Origin of the sequence: Paractinoplanes ovalisporus (genome assembly GCF_016834655.1) — a bacterium.
GTDB lineage: Bacteria > Actinomycetota > Actinomycetes > Mycobacteriales > Micromonosporaceae > Actinoplanes > Actinoplanes ovalisporus.
Genome location: NZ_JAENHP010000003.1, coordinates 265,504 through 282,024, shown reverse-complemented (window position 1 = coordinate 282,024; position 16,521 = coordinate 265,504). Strand labels below are relative to the sequence as shown.

At 71.3% G+C, this 16,521-nt stretch carries 19 protein-coding genes; 11 read left to right on the top strand and 8 right to left on the bottom strand.

The features are described from left to right. Position 1: 1 nt before the first annotated feature. Both JIG36_RS11515 and JIG36_RS11510 read right to left on the bottom strand, forming a co-directional pair. Positions 2 to 679: a response regulator gene (locus JIG36_RS11515; protein ID WP_203376090.1), complete on the bottom strand. Its 678-nt coding sequence runs from the start codon at positions 677 to 679 to the stop codon at positions 2 to 4. Next, positions 676 to 1,785, bottom strand: a complete 1,110-nt coding sequence (locus JIG36_RS11510; RefSeq protein WP_236046831.1) for a sensor histidine kinase — start codon at positions 1,783 to 1,785, stop codon at positions 676 to 678. The genes JIG36_RS11515 and JIG36_RS11510 overlap by 4 nt, the downstream gene beginning before the upstream one ends. A 148-nt stretch (positions 1,786 to 1,933) precedes the next feature. Between JIG36_RS11510 and JIG36_RS11505 the strand changes: the two genes are divergently transcribed. After that, positions 1,934 to 4,063: an MMPL family transporter gene (locus JIG36_RS11505; RefSeq protein ID WP_203376088.1), complete on the top strand. Its 2,130-nt coding sequence runs from the start codon at positions 1,934 to 1,936 to the stop codon at positions 4,061 to 4,063. A gap of 21 nt (positions 4,064 to 4,084) precedes the next feature. Here the strand turns inward: JIG36_RS11505 and JIG36_RS11500 are convergent, their stop codons facing one another. Beyond that, the gene (locus JIG36_RS11500) at positions 4,085 to 4,609 is read right to left on the bottom strand and encodes a 2'-5' RNA ligase family protein (RefSeq protein WP_203376087.1); all 525 of its coding nucleotides are present in this window, start codon (positions 4,607 to 4,609) and stop codon (positions 4,085 to 4,087) included. Between the two features lie 118 nt (positions 4,610 to 4,727). On the opposite strand from JIG36_RS11500, the gene JIG36_RS11495 reads away from it, so the two are divergent. The 6 genes from JIG36_RS11495 to JIG36_RS11470 all read left to right on the top strand — a co-directional run bounded on the left by JIG36_RS11495 (position 4,728) and on the right by JIG36_RS11470 (position 9,738). Further along, complete coding sequence (locus JIG36_RS11495; protein ID WP_203376086.1) at positions 4,728 to 5,654, top strand: ABC transporter ATP-binding protein; 927 nt, start codon at positions 4,728 to 4,730, stop codon at positions 5,652 to 5,654. Continuing rightward, a complete protein-coding gene (locus JIG36_RS11490) occupies positions 5,651 to 6,433 on the top strand; it encodes an ABC transporter permease (RefSeq protein ID WP_203376085.1) in 783 nt (260 codons plus the stop codon). The genes JIG36_RS11495 and JIG36_RS11490 overlap by 4 nt, the downstream gene beginning before the upstream one ends. A 17-nt stretch (positions 6,434 to 6,450) precedes the next feature. Then, positions 6,451 to 7,551 (top strand): sensor histidine kinase, encoded by a 1,101-nt coding sequence (locus JIG36_RS53220; RefSeq protein ID WP_268919582.1) that lies wholly within the window; start codon positions 6,451 to 6,453, stop codon positions 7,549 to 7,551. Further along, complete coding sequence (locus tag JIG36_RS11480; RefSeq protein ID WP_203376084.1) at positions 7,548 to 8,159, top strand: response regulator transcription factor; 612 nt, start codon at positions 7,548 to 7,550, stop codon at positions 8,157 to 8,159. Before JIG36_RS53220 ends, JIG36_RS11480 begins: the two co-directional genes overlap by 4 nt. A gap of 105 nt (positions 8,160 to 8,264) precedes the next feature. Then, positions 8,265 to 9,083: a sigma-70 family RNA polymerase sigma factor gene (locus JIG36_RS11475; protein WP_203376083.1), complete on the top strand. Its 819-nt coding sequence runs from the start codon at positions 8,265 to 8,267 to the stop codon at positions 9,081 to 9,083. A 100-nt stretch (positions 9,084 to 9,183) separates the two neighbouring features. Then, positions 9,184 to 9,738: a VanZ family protein gene (locus tag JIG36_RS11470; RefSeq protein ID WP_203376082.1), complete on the top strand. Its 555-nt coding sequence runs from the start codon at positions 9,184 to 9,186 to the stop codon at positions 9,736 to 9,738. Here the strand turns inward: JIG36_RS11470 and JIG36_RS11465 are convergent. Continuing rightward, on the bottom strand, positions 9,666 to 10,397 hold the full coding sequence (locus JIG36_RS11465; protein ID WP_203376081.1) for an alpha/beta fold hydrolase: 732 nt from the start codon (positions 10,395 to 10,397) through the stop codon (positions 9,666 to 9,668). The two genes, JIG36_RS11470 and JIG36_RS11465, sit on opposite strands and share 73 nt — an antisense overlap. Positions 10,398 to 10,441: 44 nt before the next feature. Between JIG36_RS11465 and JIG36_RS11460 the strand changes: the two genes are divergently transcribed. Then, a complete protein-coding gene (locus JIG36_RS11460) occupies positions 10,442 to 11,389 on the top strand; it encodes a pyridoxal-phosphate dependent enzyme (RefSeq protein WP_203376080.1) in 948 nt (315 codons plus the stop codon). Here JIG36_RS11460 and JIG36_RS11455 read toward each other — a convergent pair. Together JIG36_RS11455 and JIG36_RS11450 are read right to left on the bottom strand one after the other, a co-directional pair. Beyond that, positions 11,378 to 12,337 (bottom strand): Rossmann-fold NAD(P)-binding domain-containing protein, encoded by a 960-nt coding sequence (locus JIG36_RS11455; protein WP_203376079.1) that lies wholly within the window; start codon positions 12,335 to 12,337, stop codon positions 11,378 to 11,380. The genes JIG36_RS11460 and JIG36_RS11455 overlap by 12 nt on opposite strands. Positions 12,338 to 12,383: 46 nt before the next feature. Beyond that, a complete protein-coding gene (locus JIG36_RS11450) occupies positions 12,384 to 12,845 on the bottom strand; it encodes a heme-degrading domain-containing protein (RefSeq protein WP_203376078.1) in 462 nt (153 codons plus the stop codon). Positions 12,846 to 12,974: 129 nt separating this feature from the next. Here JIG36_RS11450 and JIG36_RS11445 point away from each other — a divergent pair, with 129 nt between their 5' ends. Next, positions 12,975 to 13,748 carry an endonuclease/exonuclease/phosphatase family protein gene (locus tag JIG36_RS11445; RefSeq protein ID WP_203376077.1) on the top strand — a complete coding sequence of 258 codons (774 nt, stop codon included), beginning with the start codon at positions 12,975 to 12,977 and terminating at the stop codon, positions 13,746 to 13,748. On the opposite strand, the gene JIG36_RS11440 is transcribed toward JIG36_RS11445, so the two are convergent. Further along, positions 13,715 to 14,269 (bottom strand): GNAT family N-acetyltransferase, encoded by a 555-nt coding sequence (locus tag JIG36_RS11440; protein ID WP_307872674.1) that lies wholly within the window; start codon positions 14,267 to 14,269, stop codon positions 13,715 to 13,717. The two genes, JIG36_RS11445 and JIG36_RS11440, sit on opposite strands and share 34 nt — an antisense overlap. A 65-nt stretch (positions 14,270 to 14,334) precedes the next feature. Here JIG36_RS11440 and JIG36_RS11435 point away from each other — a divergent pair, with 65 nt between their 5' ends. Both JIG36_RS11435 and JIG36_RS11430 read left to right on the top strand, forming a co-directional pair. Beyond that, positions 14,335 to 14,760, top strand: a complete 426-nt coding sequence (locus JIG36_RS11435) for a MarR family winged helix-turn-helix transcriptional regulator (RefSeq protein ID WP_203376076.1) — start codon at positions 14,335 to 14,337, stop codon at positions 14,758 to 14,760. Between the two features lie 11 nt (positions 14,761 to 14,771). Beyond that, a complete protein-coding gene (locus JIG36_RS11430; protein WP_203376075.1) occupies positions 14,772 to 15,197 on the top strand; it encodes an organic hydroperoxide resistance protein in 426 nt (141 codons plus the stop codon). Positions 15,198 to 15,214: 17 nt separating this feature from the next. Here JIG36_RS11430 and JIG36_RS11425 read toward each other — a convergent pair whose 3' ends face one another. Next, positions 15,215 to 16,171: a tyrosine-type recombinase/integrase gene (locus JIG36_RS11425; protein WP_203376074.1), complete on the bottom strand. Its 957-nt coding sequence runs from the start codon at positions 16,169 to 16,171 to the stop codon at positions 15,215 to 15,217. Between the last annotated feature and the right edge of the window lie 350 nt (positions 16,172 to 16,521).

Genomic DNA, 16,521 nt, shown 5'->3' with positions numbered 1-16,521 from the left:
CCTAGCTGGCGGGCAGCTGGTCACCCGGGTTGACCAGGCCGCTCTGGTAGGCCAGGACGACCAGCTGGGCCCGGTCGCGGACCTCCAGCTTGGCCATGGCCCGGTTCACGTGGGTCTTGGCGGTCAGCGGGGACAGGAACAGCCGGGCCGCGATCTCCTCGTTGCTCAGGCCGTGCGCGACCAGGATCAGGATCTCGCGTTCCCGGTCGGTGAGCACCTTCAACCCGTCGGTGCGCACCGGGGGGCGCAGGTTCTCCAGGAACCGGCCGATCAGGCCGCGGGTGGCGGCCGGGGACAGCAGGGCCTCCCCGGTGGCGACGACCCGGATGGCCTGCAGCAGGTCGGCCGGGGCGACGTTCTTGCCGACGAACCCGCTGGCGCCGGCCTGCAGCGCCAGCAGCACGTTGTCGTCGTCCTCGAACGTGGTCACCACCAGCACCCGCACCCCGGCCAGGGAGTCGTCGGCCGAGATACGGCGGGTGGCTTCCAGGCCGTCCATGACCGGCATGCGGATGTCCATCAGCACCACGTCGGCGCGCTGGGTGCGGGCCAGCTCGACCGCTTCCCGGCCGTCGGAGGCCTCGGCGACGACCTGCATCCCCGCCTCCGCGTCGATGATCATTTTGAAGCCGGCGCGGATCAAAGCCTGATCGTCGGCGAGCAGGACCCGGGTCGTCACGGGGCGGTCTCCAAGGCGTACGCGGTGATGGGCAGGGTGGCGAGCAGCCGGAACCGGCCGCCATCGGGTCCGGCGGTGACGCTACCGCCCGCGGCGGCGGCCCGTTCCCGCATCCCGATCAACCCGAACCCGGAACCGTCGCCGTGACCCTGGACGCGGTTGGTGACCTCGATCGTCACGACCGCCTCCTCGTAGCTGATGGTCAGGGTGGCGTGGCCGTCGCCGTAGCGGTGCGCGTTGGTCAGGGCCTCCTGCACGATCCGGTAGGCGGCCAGGTCGACGATCGCGGGCACCTGCTGCGGGGAGCCGGTCTGGGTGAACACCACGTCGAAGCCGGTCAGCCCGTCGAGCAGGGCGGGCACGCGGGCCAGGCCGGGGCTGGGTTCGGTGGTGCCGGCCTCGCCGTCCTCGCGCAGCACCCCGATCACCGATTTGATCTCGCGGAGCACGTTGTCGGAGGCCTGCCGGATCACCTCCAGCACCGGGCCGGCCTGTTCCGGGTGCTGTTTGATGACGTGCCCGGCCGCCCCGGCCTGCACGTTGATCACGGCGATGTGGTGGGCGACCACGTCGTGCAGTTCCCGGGCGATGCGCAGCCGCTCGTCCATCACCCGGCGGCGGGCCTCCTGCTCGCGGGACTGCTCGGCCTGGCGCAGCCGTTCGGTCATCTCCGCGATGTAGGCGCGCCGGTTCCGCACGGCCTCCCCGACCGCGCCGCCCCCGCCGATCCACGCGTACAGGCCCAGCGAGTTCAGCGACCACCACTGGGCCGGGTCGGCGATCATGCCGACCGCGAACAGCAGGGTCGCGCAGGCCAGCCCGCACAGCCAGGGCCGGCGCATCGTGGTGCGCAGGGTGATCTCGTACATCGTCAGCCCGGTCAGGAACAGCAGCACCTGCGAGGGCCGCTGCACCACGATGGTGACCATCAGGCCCACGGTGACCAGGATCAGCGACGGCACGGGCCAGCGGCGCCGGCAGTAGACCACGGCGATGCCGGTGACCGCGATCGCGAACGGCCGGGTCGCGTCGATGGTGTTCTCGGCCGTGGCCGCCACCGCCACGACCAGCCCGGCGAAGACCAGGTCGACCAGCCGTCTGTTCATCTGCACCCTCCGAACCTATGTCGTGGCGGCGCGCACCATCGTCGTCCGGTCGCAGTAGGGCCCGCCCGTGCCGGTTACTGCGGGCGCAGTAGGTGCCGACCGCGGCGGGACGACGCGGTGCGGCGTCGCGGCCGGGACCGTGGAGCGCATGGCTACGTTCCTCTACCGGCTGGGCCGGTTCTCGTTCCGCCGCCGCTTCACGGTGGCGCTCGCGTGGGTGGCGCTGCTGATCGCCACGGTGGCCGGCATGGCGCTGCTGCAGAAACCGACCACCGCGTCGTTCAGCATCCCGGGCACCCCCGCCCAGCAGACGATCGACCTGCTCACGGAACGTTTCCCGCAGGCCGCCGGCAACACCGCGTCGGCCCGCGTCGTGTTCGCCGACCCCGACGGTCGCCTGGACAAGGCCGCCGTCGAGAAGACGGTGGCCCAGCTGCGCACCTCCCCGCAGGTGGCGGCGGTGGCCGACCCGTACGAGGCGAAGACCGTCAACGCCGACGGCACCGTCGCCTACGCCCAGGTCACCTACACCGTGCCCGCGACCGAGGTGTCCGACGCCGCGCAGGACGGTCTGCTGGCCGCGGCCCAGTCCGGCCGGGACGCCGGGCTGACCGTGGAGATCAGCGGGGACGCCCTGACCGAGGAGGGACACACCCCGATCGCGGAGATCATCGGTCTCGGGGTGGCCGCGGTGGTCCTGCTGATCACGTTCGGGTCGCTGGTCGCGGCCGGGCTGCCGCTGCTGACCGCGATCATCGGGGTGGGGATCGGGGCCGCGTCGATCGGGATCGCGACCGCGTTCACCGACCTGTCCGCCACCACCAGCACCCTGGCCATGATGCTCGGTCTGGCCGTGGCCATCGACTACGCCCTGTTCATCGTGTCGCGGTACCGCGGGGAGCTGGCCGCCGGGCACGACCGGGCCGAAGCCGCCGGACGCGCGGCCGGCACCGCCGGGTCGGCCGTGGTGTTCGCCGGTCTGACGGTGGTGATCGCTCTGGCCGGGCTGGCCGTGGTCGGCATTCCGTTCCTGACCCAGATGGGTGTCGCCGCCGCCGGCACCGTCGCCGTGTCCGTGCTGATCGCGCTGACCCTGCTGCCCGCCCTGCTCGGTTTCGCCGGCAAGAAGATCAAAGCGGTTCCCGTACGCGACCACGCCGCCAAACCCGCCCTGGGAGTCCGCTGGGCCCGGGCCATCGCCCGCCGCCCCGTGGCGTATCTGCTTCTCGCCGTGGTCGGGCTCGGCGTGATCGCGCTGCCCGCCGCCGACCTGCGCCTGGGCCTGCCCACCGAGGGCAGCTCGGCCCCCGACACCACCCAGCGCAAGGCCTACGACCTGCTCGCCGACGGTTTCGGTCCCGGGTTCAACGGGCCGCTGACCGTGGTCACCGACGCGTCCACCGCCGCCCCGCTCACCCAGCAGATCAAGGGTCTCGGCGACGTCGCCGTCATCACCCCGCCGGTCACCAACCCGGCCGGTGACACCTCCGTGCTCACCGTCATCCCGACCACCGCCCCCGACGACGCCAAGACTGAAGACCTCGTGCACGCCATCCGTGACCTCGACGGCACCCTCGGTGTCACCGGCACCACCGCCGTCAACGTCGACATCAGCGAGAAACTGGCCGGGGCGCTGCTGCCGTATCTGGCCCTGGTCGTCGGTCTCGCGTTCATCCTGCTCGCCCTGGTGTTCCGGTCGCTGCTGGTGCCGTTGAAAGCCACCCTCGGCTTCCTGCTGTCGGTCGGGGCCACGTTCGGGGCCCTGGTGGCGGTGTTCCAGTGGGGGTGGGCGGCTGACCTGCTCGGGGTGTCGCAGACCGGCCCGATCATCAGTTTCCTGCCGATCCTGCTCATCGGCATCGTGTTCGGCCTGGCCATGGACTACCAGGTGTTCCTGGTGACCCGCATGCGCGAGGACTTCGTGCACGGCGCCCCGGCCCGCCAGGCCGTGGTCTCCGGGTTCGGCCACGGCGCCCGGGTCGTCACCGCGGCCGCCCTGATCATGATGAGCGTGTTCTTCGGGTTCATGCTCGGCCCCGAAGCCATCATCAAATCCGTCGGGTTCGGCCTCGGCATGGCCATCCTGTTCGACGCCATCGTGGTGCGGATGATCCTGGTGCCGGCCGTGATGACGCTGCTCGGCCGGTCGGCGTGGTGGCTGCCCCGCTGGCTCGACCGGATCCTGCCGAACGTCGACGTGGAGGGCGAGAAACTGACCCGCCACCTCACCGGCAAGCCGGCCGGGGAGCCGGAGCCGAAGGAGCTTGTGCTGCGCTGACCGCGCACACCCGGGGCCCGGTCAGCCGAGGGCGAACTCCTCCAGAGTCGTCCACGAGCGGCCGGGCACCGGCCTGCCCACGGCCAGGCGCATCGAGGTCACCCGCACCGGGACCGGCAGATGCGCCGCCACGTCGTCGGCTGCCGCCTTCAGCTCGGCCGGCGGATGGTCGTGGCCGATCGTCAGGTGGGGCACCACGTCGTCGAACGCCCCCTCGTAGGGGCGCACCTGCGGGAACCGGGCGGTGACGGCGCCGGTGAGGGCCTGGAACGGGCCGGCCGGTTCCGGGGCCAGCCACACCACCCGCTCCCCGAACCACTTCACCGCGGCCAGGTCGCAGAAGAACGCGGGCACCCCGGCCGCGGCGTGGCGCAGACCTGCCAGCACATGCTCGTCGATCTCGGCCGGTGCCAGGAACGGGTACAGCACGGTGATGTGGGCGGGCACCCCCCACGACGCGGCCGCGTCGAGCCGGTCCCGGTGGGCCGCCACATACGGTTCGGCCTCGGCGACGGCGACGATCAGGGCGCTGTGGGTGGGTTCCATCGACGCATTCTCGCCACACCCGCCACACGCGCGCCAGGGGTGGACCCTGACGAATGTCATGGCCGCCTCGTGACGCGTAGCAGCAGAACCGGGCCGGGCCCGGGCCGACGATGAGGTCATGACCCTCACCACCACTGCCCAGGCCGCCACGGGCACCGCGGCGGTCGACCTGGACGGCGTCGTCAAGCGCTTCGGCGCGGTGACCGCCGTCGACGGCATCACCCTGTCCATCCGGCCCGGCGAAGTGGTCGCCCTGCTCGGCCCCAACGGCGCCGGCAAGACCACCACGGTCGACATGCTGCTCGGCCTGTCCAGACCCGACCAGGGCCGGGTCACCGTCTATGGCCGGGCCCCTCAGGAAGCGGTCGCGCTCGGCCTGGTCTCGGCCGTCATGCAGACCGGCGGGCTGCTCAAGGACTACACGGTCGAGGAAACCGTCCGGCTGACCGCGGTGCTGTTCGGCCGGCCCCGCACCGCCGTCGACGAGGCCCTGCGCCGGGCCGGGCTCACCGACATCGGTAAACGCCTGGTCGGCAAGTGCTCGGGCGGGCAGCAACAGCGGCTGCGGTTCGCCATGGCGTTGCTGCCCGACCCGGAACTGCTGATCCTCGACGAACCCACCACCGGCATGGACGTGGCCGGGCGCCACGAGTTCTGGACGGCGATCCGCGACGACGCCGCCCGCGGCCGCACCGTCATCTTCGCCACCCACTACCTGGAGGAAGCCGACGCGTACGCGGACCGGGTCGTGTTCGTGCGGCGCGGGCGCATCGTCGCCGACGGCACCGCCGCCGAGGTCAAAGCCCTGGCGGCCGGGCGCACCGTGCGGGCCACCCTGCCCGGCGCCACCGAGACCGAGATGACCGGGATCGCCGGGGTCGACCGGGCCGAGGTGCGCGGCGACACCGTCTACCTGCACGGCAACGACACCGACACCATCGCCCGGCACCTGCTCACCCGCACCCCCGCCAAGGACCTGGAGATCACCTCCCGGAACCTGGAGGACGCGTTCCTGGCCCTGACGGCCGACGAGGAGACCTCATGACCATCGCTGCCGTTCCCGCGAGGAATCTGCCGAAGTTCGGCGGGTTCAGCCCCGGCATGATCCGCCTCGAGCTGCGCCGCATGGTCCGCAACCGCCGCACCGTCGTCTTCACCCTCGTCATGCCCGCCGTGTTCTTCCTGCTGTTCGGCACCAGCGGCGACTACAAGACCGAACGGGTCGGCGGCGGCAACCTCACCGGTTACATCCTGGTCAGCATGGCCGTGTACGGGGCGATGCTGGCCACCACCAGCGGCGGCGCGATGGTCTCGATCGAACGCGCCGCCGGGTGGAGCCGGCAGCTGCGGCTGACCCCGCTGCGCCCGGCCGCCTACATCGCCGTGAAACTGGTCCTCGCCATGATCATCGGTGCGGTGTCGGTGGTGGTCGCGTTCGTGGTCGGCTCGCTCTCGGGGGCGCAGCTGCCGGCCTCCGCCTGGATCGGCTGCGGCCTGCTGGCCTGGGTGTGCGCGCTCGTGTTCGCCGCGTTCGGCCTGTTCATGGGTTACCTGCTGCCCAGCGAGAACGTCATGCAGATCCTCGGGCCGGTGCTGGCCGTCCTGTCGTTCGCCGGTGGGCTGTTCGTGCCGGTCGACCAGCTCGGCCACACCTTCGCCACCATCGCGAAATTCACTCCCGTGTACGGGGTCGGCGAGATCGCCCGCTACCCGCTGACCCACGACGGCAACCTGTGGCTGGCCGTGCTCAACGTGGTGGTGTGGACGGCCCTGTTCGCAGCCGGCGCGATGTGGCGGTTCCGGCGCGACACCGCCCGCGTGTGAACCGTAAGTTCTCCCTCATGACCACGACGACGGCGGGCCGCCCCCCGAAATACGGGTGGATGTTCGCCGCCGTCTGGCTGTTCTACCTCGGCGGCACCGTCGGCGCCCTGCTCGATCAGCCCCGCATGTACTGGCGGGTGGCCGGGCTGATCTCGGTGGCCGCGTTCGCGGTGACCTACCTGTACCTGGTGGGCCGGGCCCGGGCGGTACGCCACAGCAGACACCCGCGCCGGCACGTGCTGCACACCTGGCTCGGCGTCGCGCTGCTGCTGGCCCTGTTCGGGCTGCAGGTCCCCGGCGCCGGCGACCACGCCCTGAGCTGCCTGGTCTACATCGCCGCCCTCGCCATGGTGCAGCTGCCGGTCGCGCAGGCCGCCCCGCTCGCGCTGAGCCTGTTCGGGGCGGCCGAGATCCTGCCCCGGGTCGTCGACGGGTGGAGCGACGGCGGGTACGGCCTCGCCGTGCTGCTGGGATCGGCGGCCTCGTACGGGTTCCGGGCCGCCTTCGAACGGCAGGCCCGCCTCGTCGTGGCGCAGAAGGAACTGGCCGACCGGGCCGTGGCCGACGAAAGGGCCCGCATCGCCGCCGACCTGCACGACATCCTCGGCCACTCCCTGACCGTGGTCACCGTCAAGGCCGAACTGGCGCAGCGGCTGCTCGACGTCGACCTCGACCGGGCCCGCAAGGAACTGGCCGACCTGGAAGGGCTGGCCCGCGACGCCCTGGCCGACGTGCGGGCCACCGCCATGGGCGTACGGGGCATCTCCCTGCCCGGTGAGATCGCCGCCGCCCGCGAAGCCCTGGCCGCCGCCAACGTCGAAGCGGACCTGCCCGGCGCCGCCGACGACGTGCCCACCCGCAACCGGGAACTGTTCGCCTGGACCATCCGCGAAGCCGTCACCAACGTGGTGCGCCACAGCCGGGCCCGGCACGTGCGGGTGCTGCTCGCCCCGGCCAGCGTGGAGATCCTCGACGACGGCGTCGGCTCCCACGGCGGCCCGTCCGGTCAGGGCCTGACCGGGCTGCGGCGCCGGGCCGAAGCCGTCGGTGGCCGGCTCACCGCGGGCGGCCGTGAAGACTCACCCGGATTCCGGGTACGCGTGGAGGTACCAACATGATCAAAGTGCTGCTCGCCGACGACCAGGCCCTGGTCCGCGGCGCCATGGCGGCCCTGCTCGACCTCGAACCCGACCTCAAAGTCGTCGCCGAGGTCGGCCGCGGCGACGAGGTCGTGGCCGCCGCAGCCGCCAGCGAACCCGACGTGGCGCTGCTCGACGTGGAGATGCCCGGCCTCGACGGGGTGGCCGCCGCCCGGGCCCTGCTGCAGGCCCAGCCCGCCGTGCGGGTCCTGATGGTCACCACCTTCGGCCGGGCCGGCTACCTCAGACAGGCCATGGCCGCCGGGGCCAGCGGCTTCGTCGTCAAGGACACCCCGGCCCGGCAACTCGCCGACGCCGTCCGCCGCGTCCACGAAGGCCTGCGCGTCGTCGACCCCGCCCTGGCCGCCCAGTCCCTGGCCCAGGGCGACTCCCCGCTGACCGACCGCGAGACCGGGGTGCTGCGGGCCGCCCGCGACGGCGGCACCGTCGCCGACATCGCCCGGGAACTGCACCTGTCCGAAGGCACCGTCCGCAACCACCTGTCCGCCGCCATCGGCAAGACCGGCGCCCGCACCCGCGCCGAAGCCGTCCGCCTCGCCGTCGAGAACGGCTGGCTGCTCACTTGAGAACTCTTCGCGAGGTGCAACCAAGCAGCAACCGCCGGTAACCGGCTTCTGCACCCGGCGGCCACAAAAGTTCCTCCCTGTCAGCACCGACAAGGGGGAACACCGATGGACACCATCGACACGCTGGTCCGCGACAACATGGCCCTGGTCGGCCACATGGTCCGCGAGATGCTGTTCAAGGTCCCGCCGCACGTGCACCGCGACGACCTCGCCTCGGCCGGCTACACCGCCCTGGTCACCGCCGCCCGCGCCTACGACCCCACCCGCGGCATCCCGTTCGGCCGGTTCGCCGCCCTGCGCGTACGCGGCGCCCTGCTCGACGAACTGCGCGGCATGGACTGGGCCAGCCGCTCCGTGCGGGCCCGGGCCCGCCGCGCCGAGCAGGCCCGCCAGGAACTGACCACCCGGCTGGGCCGCACCCCCACCGACACCGAACTGGCCAGCCTGCTCGGCGTCGCCGTCAGCGAACTCGCCCACACCCACGACGACGTCCAACGCGCCGCCGTGCTCAGCCTGCAGGGCTTCACCGCCGGCGCCGAGGACATGGTCGCCGAGACCGCCCTCAACCCCGAGGAGATGCTGCTGCACCGCGAGCGCATCGGCTACCTCACCGACGCCGTGGCCGTGCTCCCGGAAAAGCTGCGCCACGTCGTCGAAGCCTCCTACCTGCGCGAGCGCCCCCTGGCCGAGGTCGCCGCCGAACTCGGCGTCACCGAGAGCCGCGTCTCCCAGCTGCGCACCGAGGCCCTGGCCCTGCTCCGCGACGGCCTCAACACCCACATGGAGCAGCAGACCACCACCGGCGCCAAGGACGGCTGCGTCGCCCGCAAACGAGCCCTCTACGCCGCCAAGATCGCCGCTCGCACCACGATGGCGTCCCGCCTGGCCGCCACCGACGTCCAGGGCCTGCCGAAGGCCGCCTGACCCCTTGCGCCCCACCCGCCTGGCCGTCGGCGCCGTCACCCTGGGCATCGGCCTGCTGCGCTGACGGCCCGGCTTGGCCCGGGCCTCTAGGCTCGGCGGTGTGCTGGACGCGGGGATCATCGGCAACGTCGTGGCCCAGCCGAGACTGCTGGCCGTCCTGGGGCTCACCGTCGTGCTCGCCTGGCCGCTCGGGCGGCTCCTCGGACGCGGGTCGCTGGGCACGGCCTTCATCGTCGTCGTGGGGGCGGTGCTGGCCGCGACCACCACCACGAGGACCCCGTACTACTCGCTCGACGGCGTCGAGGTGTACCTGCGCGCCTGGACCGGCCCGGCCGGCCTCGTCCACGGATTCGCCGGCACCCACGAGAAACTCGCCAACATCGGCCTGTTCGCGCCGCCCGCCGCGCTGGCAACCCTGCTGTGGCGGCGCCCCGCCCTGATCGTCGGCGCCGCCACCGTGCTGAGTTTCCTGATCGAAGCGTGGCAGGGCTTCATCGGCCGCGGCGGCGACCCCGTCGACGTCGTCCACAACGGCGTGGGTGCCCTCCTCGGTGCCGGGGCCGGCTTCGCGATCCGGGCCGGCTACCGGTGGCGGGACAGGAAGTCGAACAGCAGGGCGTTGACCGGGGCCGGGTCTTCCACAACGGGCAGGTGACCCGCCCAGTCGAGCTCGACGTGCCGAGCCTCGGGCAGGCGGGTGGCCAGACCGGCGGCGACCTCACGGAAGTCGGGCAGGTCGTGGGCGCCGGACACCAGCAGGGCAGGCGCGGTGATCGCGTCGAGGGACCACTCGGCCTCGAACTCGTCGACGTCACCGGCGGCCAGCTGCACCTCGAACGCGTGCCGCTGCATGTCGGCCACCTGAGCCCGTACGGCGTCGGGAGCCCGCGGCCCCACCCACGTCCGCACGTTCAGGGCCGTCGCCCCCTCGACGTCACCCGCGTCCAGCAACGCGTTCTCCTGCGCCCACAACTCCCGCAACGCCGGCGACGGGTTCAACGTGGGCGACGCCGTGCACAGCAGAGCCAGGGCCGGCACCCGCGACGGCCACCGCGCGGCGATCTCGAGCGCGACCAGGCCGCCGCCGGACGAGCCGACCAGCGCCACCGGGCCGTCACCGGCCAGGGCCAGCACCTCGGCGGCGGTGTCGAACGGCGCCGGCAGCACGGGGGAGCCGCCATAGCCGGGCAGGTCACAGCGCAGCAGCCGGAACCCGGGCAGCACCACCGGATCCCACATGCGGCGGTCGCATACCGTCGAATGCAGCAGCACGACCACCGGACCGGAACCCTGGGAATCATGGGATAGCGTCATCGACGCGCACGGTACGCGGCCACACGAACGAGGGGAAACGACTTATGGTGACCTTGCTGGACGTCCGGGACGCGGCCAAACGCCTCGACGGCATCGCCCACCACACCCCGGTCATCCGGTCGCGCACCCTCGACACCCGTACGGGGGCGCAGGTCTTCCTCAAAGCCGAAAACCTGCAACGCATCGGCGCGTTCAAGTTCCGCGGGGCCTACAACGCCATCCGCAAACTCAGCCCCGACCAGATCGCCCGGGGCATCGCCGCCTACTCGTCGGGCAACCACGCCCAGGCCGTCGCCCTGGCCGCCCGTGAACTCGGCACCACCGCCGTGATCGTCATGCCCGAGGACACACCCCGCTCGAAACTCGACGCCGTCGCCGGGTACGGCGCCGAGATCATCACCTACGACCGGTACACCGGCGACCGGGAAGAGATCGGCCGGCAGCTCGCCGCCGACCGCGGGCTCACCCTCATCCCCCCGTATGAGCACCCGGACGTCATCGCCGGGCAGGGCACCGCCGCCCTGGAACTGCTCGAAGAGGTCGGCGACCTCGACACCATCCTGGTCCCGGTCGGCGGGGGCGGGCTCATCGCCGGCAGCGCCGTCGCCGCCAAGGGCCTGCAACCCGGCATCCGCGTCACCGGCGTCGAACCCGAAGCCGGCAACGACACCTACCTGTCCCTGCAGGCCGGGGAACGGGTCAGCATCCCGGTGCCGCGCACCATCGCCGACGGGCAGGCCGCCCCCATCCCCGGCGAACTCACCTTCAGCATCAACAAACAGCTCGTCGACGAGATCGTGCTGGTCAGCGACGCCGAGATCCGCGACGCCCTGCGCTTCGCCGTCGACCACCTCAAACTCGTCATGGAACCCAGCGGCGCCACCGGCCTGGCCGCCCTGCTCGCCGGCAAACTGGACGCCCGGCAGCGCATCGGCGTGATCATCTCGGGCGGCAACGTGGGCGCGGCCCGCCTGGCCGAGCTACTCGCCTAACACCTTCGCCTCCACCTGCGGGTCCAGACCCACCTGGGGCCGGTCCGCGCGCTGCGGCGCATCCCCGGGCAGGCTGCGCAGCCACGCCCACGTGTCCTCGATCGTGGCGCGCACGGGACGGCAGACCAGACCTTCCCCGTACGCCTTGGAGACGTCCCCGCCGTGCAGGAACGTGTGCAGCTCGCCGGGCGGCAACCACACCGGCAGCTGCGTCCACGGCTCGATCCCGGCCGCCGTGACGACCTCCGGGCTCGTCCAGCGCAGCTGCGCCCGACCGCCGGTCACCTCGGCCGCCACCTCCAGGAACTCGCCCATGGTGGTGTGCCCGGACCGGCTGACCAGATCGAACGGGCCCCCGACGCCACGGCCGGCCGCGTCCAGCAGGAAGATCGCCAGGTCGCGGGCGTCGATGTACTGCAACGGCAGCTCCCGCGGCCCCGGCGCCAGCGTCGGGCCACCCCGGGCGAGCCGGTTCAGCCACCACGGGAGACGACCGATGTCCTCGTACGGGCCCAGGATCAGCCCCGCCCGCCCCAGCAGCACCGGACCGTCGAACACCCGCACGCCGAGCTCGCCGCGCAGCTTGTCCCCGGCATAACCCTCCTCGGTGCCGGCGACCAGGGGAGCGTCCTCGGCCTTCTCACGTTCGGTGCCGGCGTACACCGACCGGCTCGACACGTATGTGTAATGCCCGGCCCGCCCGCTGAGCAGCCCGGCCGTACGCCGCACCGCCTCACCCTGAGCCGACCACGTGTCCACCACGGCATCCCACGTGCCTGTCTCCAGCGCCGACAGGTCACCGAGACGGTCCCCGGTCAGCACCGTCACCCCTTCGGGCGCCGCCTTCGACCCACGGTTGAACACGGTCACGTCACAGCCCCGGCCCACGGCCTCGTCGGCGACACAACGGCCCACGAAGCCGGACCCGCCCAGGATCAGCACTCTCATGCGCCGACACTGCCTTCCCCCGTACGCAACAGGGAAGGTTTTCTCGCTACGAGCGAAACGCCCGCAGCGCCTCCACCACCAGCGCGTGATCCTCGGCCTGCGGCAGCCCCGACACCGTCACCACACCCACCACCCCGACATCGCGGATGCGGATCGGGAACGCACCCCCATGAGCGGCGTAGTCGGCCGGGTCCACACCCATGCCGGCGTCCAGCTCCTGCCCCTTGGCGGCCAGACGACGCCCCACCAGATACGACGAAACCCCGTACCGCTCCACCACCCGCACCTTGCGCTCGATCCACCGGTCGTTGTCGGCCACACTGCCCGGCAACCCCGCATGAAACAGCTGCTGCGCCCCACGCCGGATGTCGACCGCCACCGGCAACGACCGCTGCGTGGCCAGCTCCACCAGCAGACTCCCCAGCCGCCACGCGTCGGTGTTGTCGAAACGGGTCAGCTCGAGCTCGGCCTCCTGGGCCTGCAACTCGGCGATCAGATCCTCAGTCATGCCCGCATTATCGGCCGCGGCGACGCTGCAACCAGATCCCGACCGCCGCCACTGCGATGAAGATCATCACTGAGCAGCAGAGCGCCTTGATGAACACCATCACTCCCGGATTCGTTAGGGTCGTATCTCGTGCGCCTGGCCACCTTCAACCTGTTGCACGGCAGATCGCTGTCCGACGGCACGGTACACGCCGACCGGGTCGCCACCGCCGTCGCCGACCTCGACGCCGACGTCCTCGGACTGCAGGAGGTCGACAAGGCCCAGCCCCGCAGCGGCCTGCTCGACCTCACCGCCATCGCCGCCGACGCCCTCGGCGCCCCCGTCCACCGCTTCGCCGCCGCCGTCGTCGGCACACCGGGGGAGACGTGGCAACCCTGGCGCAGCGACGACGACAACGAACACCCCCTCTACGGCATCGCCCTGGTCAGCCGCTACCCGGTCACCCGCTGGCAGGTCACCACCCTGCCCGGCGCCCCCATGCGCTCACCCATCTACGACCCCGACAACGGGCTACGGCTGCTCAAGGACGAACCCCGGGTGCTGCTCGCCGCCGTCCTCGACACGCCCCGCGGACCCATGACGGTGGCGACCACCCACCTGTCCTTCGTCCCCGGCTGGAACCTGCGGCAACTGCGCCACGCCGTACGGGCCCTGAGAGCCCTGCCCGCACCCCGCGTGCTGCTCGGAGACCTCAACATGCCCGCCCGGCCCGTCCGCGCCGTCACCGGCTGGAAAACCCTCGGCCGGGCCGCCACCTTCCCCAGCCCCATGCCCCGCGCCCAGCTCGACCACGTCCTGGCCGACCCGCGGGGCCTCTCCGCCCTGGGCCGGGTCGTCCAGGTGTCCACCAGCCGGCCCCCGGTCTCCGATCACCTGCCCTTAGTCGTCCAGCTAGACCGCTGACTGTGTTTTTTTAGGCGCATGAAGACGTCCTCCAGGCCGTCCTCCGGGTCCCACTGCTCGCCGATCTTCCGGAACCCGAACCCGGCGATGGTGGCCCGTGAGCCCACGTTGTCGGGGCGGATGCTCGCCCGTACGGCCGTCACCCGCGGATCGGCGTCGGCCCGCTCCAGCAACGAGCGCAGCATCGCCTTCGCATAGCCCTTCCGCCGATGCTCGGGCGCCACCGAATAGGCAACCTCCACCACGCCGTTCTCATCCGGCGGCCCGTGAAACCCTCCGTGACCGACAGTTACACCCTCCGGCTCGGCCACCGCGGCCCGCGCGATCCACTCCGCAGCCGCCGGATCCTGCTCGATCTCGGCCAGCCGCACACGCCACAACCAGGCCTCATCCACCAGGTATCGGCTCAGCGGGGCACCCGCGGCGGCACTGGCCGCGGCCAGGTCACCAGCGATCAACGCCGACAACGCGGCGGGGGAGAGCTGTACGAAACGGATATCCGGCACGCCGGCAAGGATCACACAGAGTTGCGACCAACACCACACTCCAATTGCGCACAACTTAGTTGTGCACTATCGTTCTCGCCATGGTCACGCCCAGCACGCTCGAACAGATGGTCTGCTTCCAGCTGTACGCAGCCAGCCGCGCCATGACCGCCGTCTACCGCCCCATCCTCGAACCCCACGGCCTCACCTACCCCCAGCTCATCGTCCTGGTCGCCCTCTGGGACAACGGACCCACCACCGTCCGCGACCTCGGCAAACAGCTCAACCTCGACAGCGGCACCCTCTCGCCCCTGCTCAAAAGGCTCGAAGCCGCAGGACACGTCAGCCGCACGCGGGGGAGCACCGACGAGCGCACGGTCGTCATTGACACCACCGAAACGGGTATGCGACTCCGCGACGAGCTCAGCGACCTGCCGGCCCGCATCGCCTGCGCCGTCAACCTCACCGAAACCGAATTCCACCAACTCACCCACCTGCTGGCCCGCTTCCGCGACGCCATCAACTGAGAAGGAGAACCATGTCGGCGATCTACACCGCCTCCGCCACCGCCAGCGGAGACGGCCGCAACGGCCACGTCCGCTCCAGCGACGGCGTCCTCGACTTCGACCTCGCCGTCCCCAAGGAAATGGGCGGCCCCGGCGGCGCCCACAGCAACCCCGAACAGCTCTTCGCCGCCGGCTACGCCGCCTGCTTCCACGGCGCCCTCAAACTCGTCGCCCGCAACGAGAAGATCGAACTCACCGACACCGCCATCACCGTCGACGTCGGCATCGGCCCCAAGACCGACGGCACCCCCGGCTTCCAGCTCAACGCCACCATCGAAGCCGAACTCGCCGGCGTCGACGACGCCACCGCCCAGAAACTCATCGAAGCCGCCCACCAGGTCTGCCCCTACAGCAACGCCACCCGCGGCAACATCGACGTCAAGCTCTCGGTCGCCTGACCTCCTTCGCTTACCCCTTAACCCAGCTTTCCCAGCGCGCGGTTCGTACGGTTCGCCCGTACGGCCGCGCGTTGCTGTTCCGCCGTCACCTCGATGTAGTTCTGCGACGTCGCCAACGACGCATGCCCCAGCAACCGCATGATCTCGCTCGCATTGGCACCGTCCTCAGCCAGCCGCGTGGCGAACGTATGCCGCAACGCATGCAGCTGAGCACCCCGCGGAACCCGGTCATTCACACCGGCCCGCCGATAACACGAACTCACCAGATACTGCAGACCACCACGCTGCAGGGGAGCACCCTTCCGATCCACCATCAACGCCTCATCCGGCCGCACCCGCCCGAACCGCACCCGCCGGCTGTCCACATACCGCTGCACCACCGCATCCAGCTCCGGCTCAACCGGCACCGTCCGCGGCCGCCCACCCTTACCGGCCACCTCCACCCGCCGCTCACCCGGACGCCCCAGAAACGACCCCACGCGCAACGCCAGCAACTCCGACAACCGCAGCCCCGCACACAGAGCCAGAGCCAGAACCGCCACATCCCGCTCCGGCCACGGATCCCGCTGCCGCTCATCAGCCTTACTCACCGCATCCAACAGCCGCTCCGGCGTGTCCTCACCCCGCAACGGCTTAGGGGAGTGGGCCGCCAGCCGCGGCTTGTCCACCGCCGACATCGGATTACCGGCCACCACCTGCTCGGTCACCAGAAACGTGAAGAACGCATTCCACGACGTCCACGCCCTCGCCACCGACGCCGGGGCACGCGTGCTCGCGAACGTCGCAAAGGCCGCCCGCAGCGAGCGAGGGGAGAGGTCACTGAGAGTGACATCCTCTTCGCCGATCAGCCGGACGATCAGATTCAGATCCCGCTCGTACGCCTGCAGGGTGTGAACCGACGGCTTCCGCGTGGCCCGTGCCGCCAGAAAGTCCTTGATGAGCTCCCTGACCGTTAAGCCATGGTTTTGATGCATATCGCATATTATGCAGCATTTACAGGCATACGGCGAGGTCAGGGCGCAGACGAATTCAGTGGATGCGTCGTGCGCACATCGGCGTCGCACCGGAGTTGCGTTCCGCCAGCTCGAGCGCCGTCGTAGCGACGCGCAATCCTGGTCGGTTCGCTCCGAGCTGTGGACAACCCGGAAAAGCGACCACGCCCGCCTGTGGACAGAAGCGGGGCCCGCCCTTGACACGGCGTAAAGTTGAACCCCGAAGCCCCTGGGTGGGCGGGGGTAAGGGCGGCTGCTCCGGGGAAAGTCGATCAAGTACCGACCCGGTCCTGAGAAGACGATCTAGGCATGCTCAGCGACGCCACGGGTCA

Coding starts and splice junctions, on each gene's coding strand:
- JIG36_RS11460 (WP_203376080.1), top strand. CDS start 10,442: ATGGTGACCTTGCTGGACGTCCGGGACGCGGCCAAACGCCTCGACGGC.
- JIG36_RS11430 (WP_203376075.1), top strand. CDS start 14,772: ATGTCGGCGATCTACACCGCCTCCGCCACCGCCAGCGGAGACGGCCGC.
- JIG36_RS11490 (WP_203376085.1), top strand. CDS start 5,651: ATGACCATCGCTGCCGTTCCCGCGAGGAATCTGCCGAAGTTCGGCGGG.
- JIG36_RS11475 (WP_203376083.1), top strand. CDS start 8,265: ATGGACACCATCGACACGCTGGTCCGCGACAACATGGCCCTGGTCGGC.
- JIG36_RS11450 (WP_203376078.1), bottom strand. CDS start 12,845: ATGACTGAGGATCTGATCGCCGAGTTGCAGGCCCAGGAGGCCGAGCTC.
- JIG36_RS11505 (WP_203376088.1), top strand. CDS start 1,934: ATGGCTACGTTCCTCTACCGGCTGGGCCGGTTCTCGTTCCGCCGCCGC.
- JIG36_RS11480 (WP_203376084.1), top strand. CDS start 7,548: ATGATCAAAGTGCTGCTCGCCGACGACCAGGCCCTGGTCCGCGGCGCC.
- JIG36_RS11425 (WP_203376074.1), bottom strand. CDS start 16,171: ATGCATCAAAACCATGGCTTAACGGTCAGGGAGCTCATCAAGGACTTT.
- JIG36_RS11495 (WP_203376086.1), top strand. CDS start 4,728: ATGACCCTCACCACCACTGCCCAGGCCGCCACGGGCACCGCGGCGGTC.
- JIG36_RS11455 (WP_203376079.1), bottom strand. CDS start 12,337: ATGAGAGTGCTGATCCTGGGCGGGTCCGGCTTCGTGGGCCGTTGTGTC.
- JIG36_RS11465 (WP_203376081.1), bottom strand. CDS start 10,397: ATGACGCTATCCCATGATTCCCAGGGTTCCGGTCCGGTGGTCGTGCTG.
- JIG36_RS11500 (WP_203376087.1), bottom strand. CDS start 4,609: ATGGAACCCACCCACAGCGCCCTGATCGTCGCCGTCGCCGAGGCCGAA.
- JIG36_RS53220 (WP_268919582.1), top strand. CDS start 6,451: ATGACCACGACGACGGCGGGCCGCCCCCCGAAATACGGGTGGATGTTC.
- JIG36_RS11435 (WP_203376076.1), top strand. CDS start 14,335: ATGGTCACGCCCAGCACGCTCGAACAGATGGTCTGCTTCCAGCTGTAC.
- JIG36_RS11510 (WP_236046831.1), bottom strand. CDS start 1,785: ATGAACAGACGGCTGGTCGACCTGGTCTTCGCCGGGCTGGTCGTGGCG.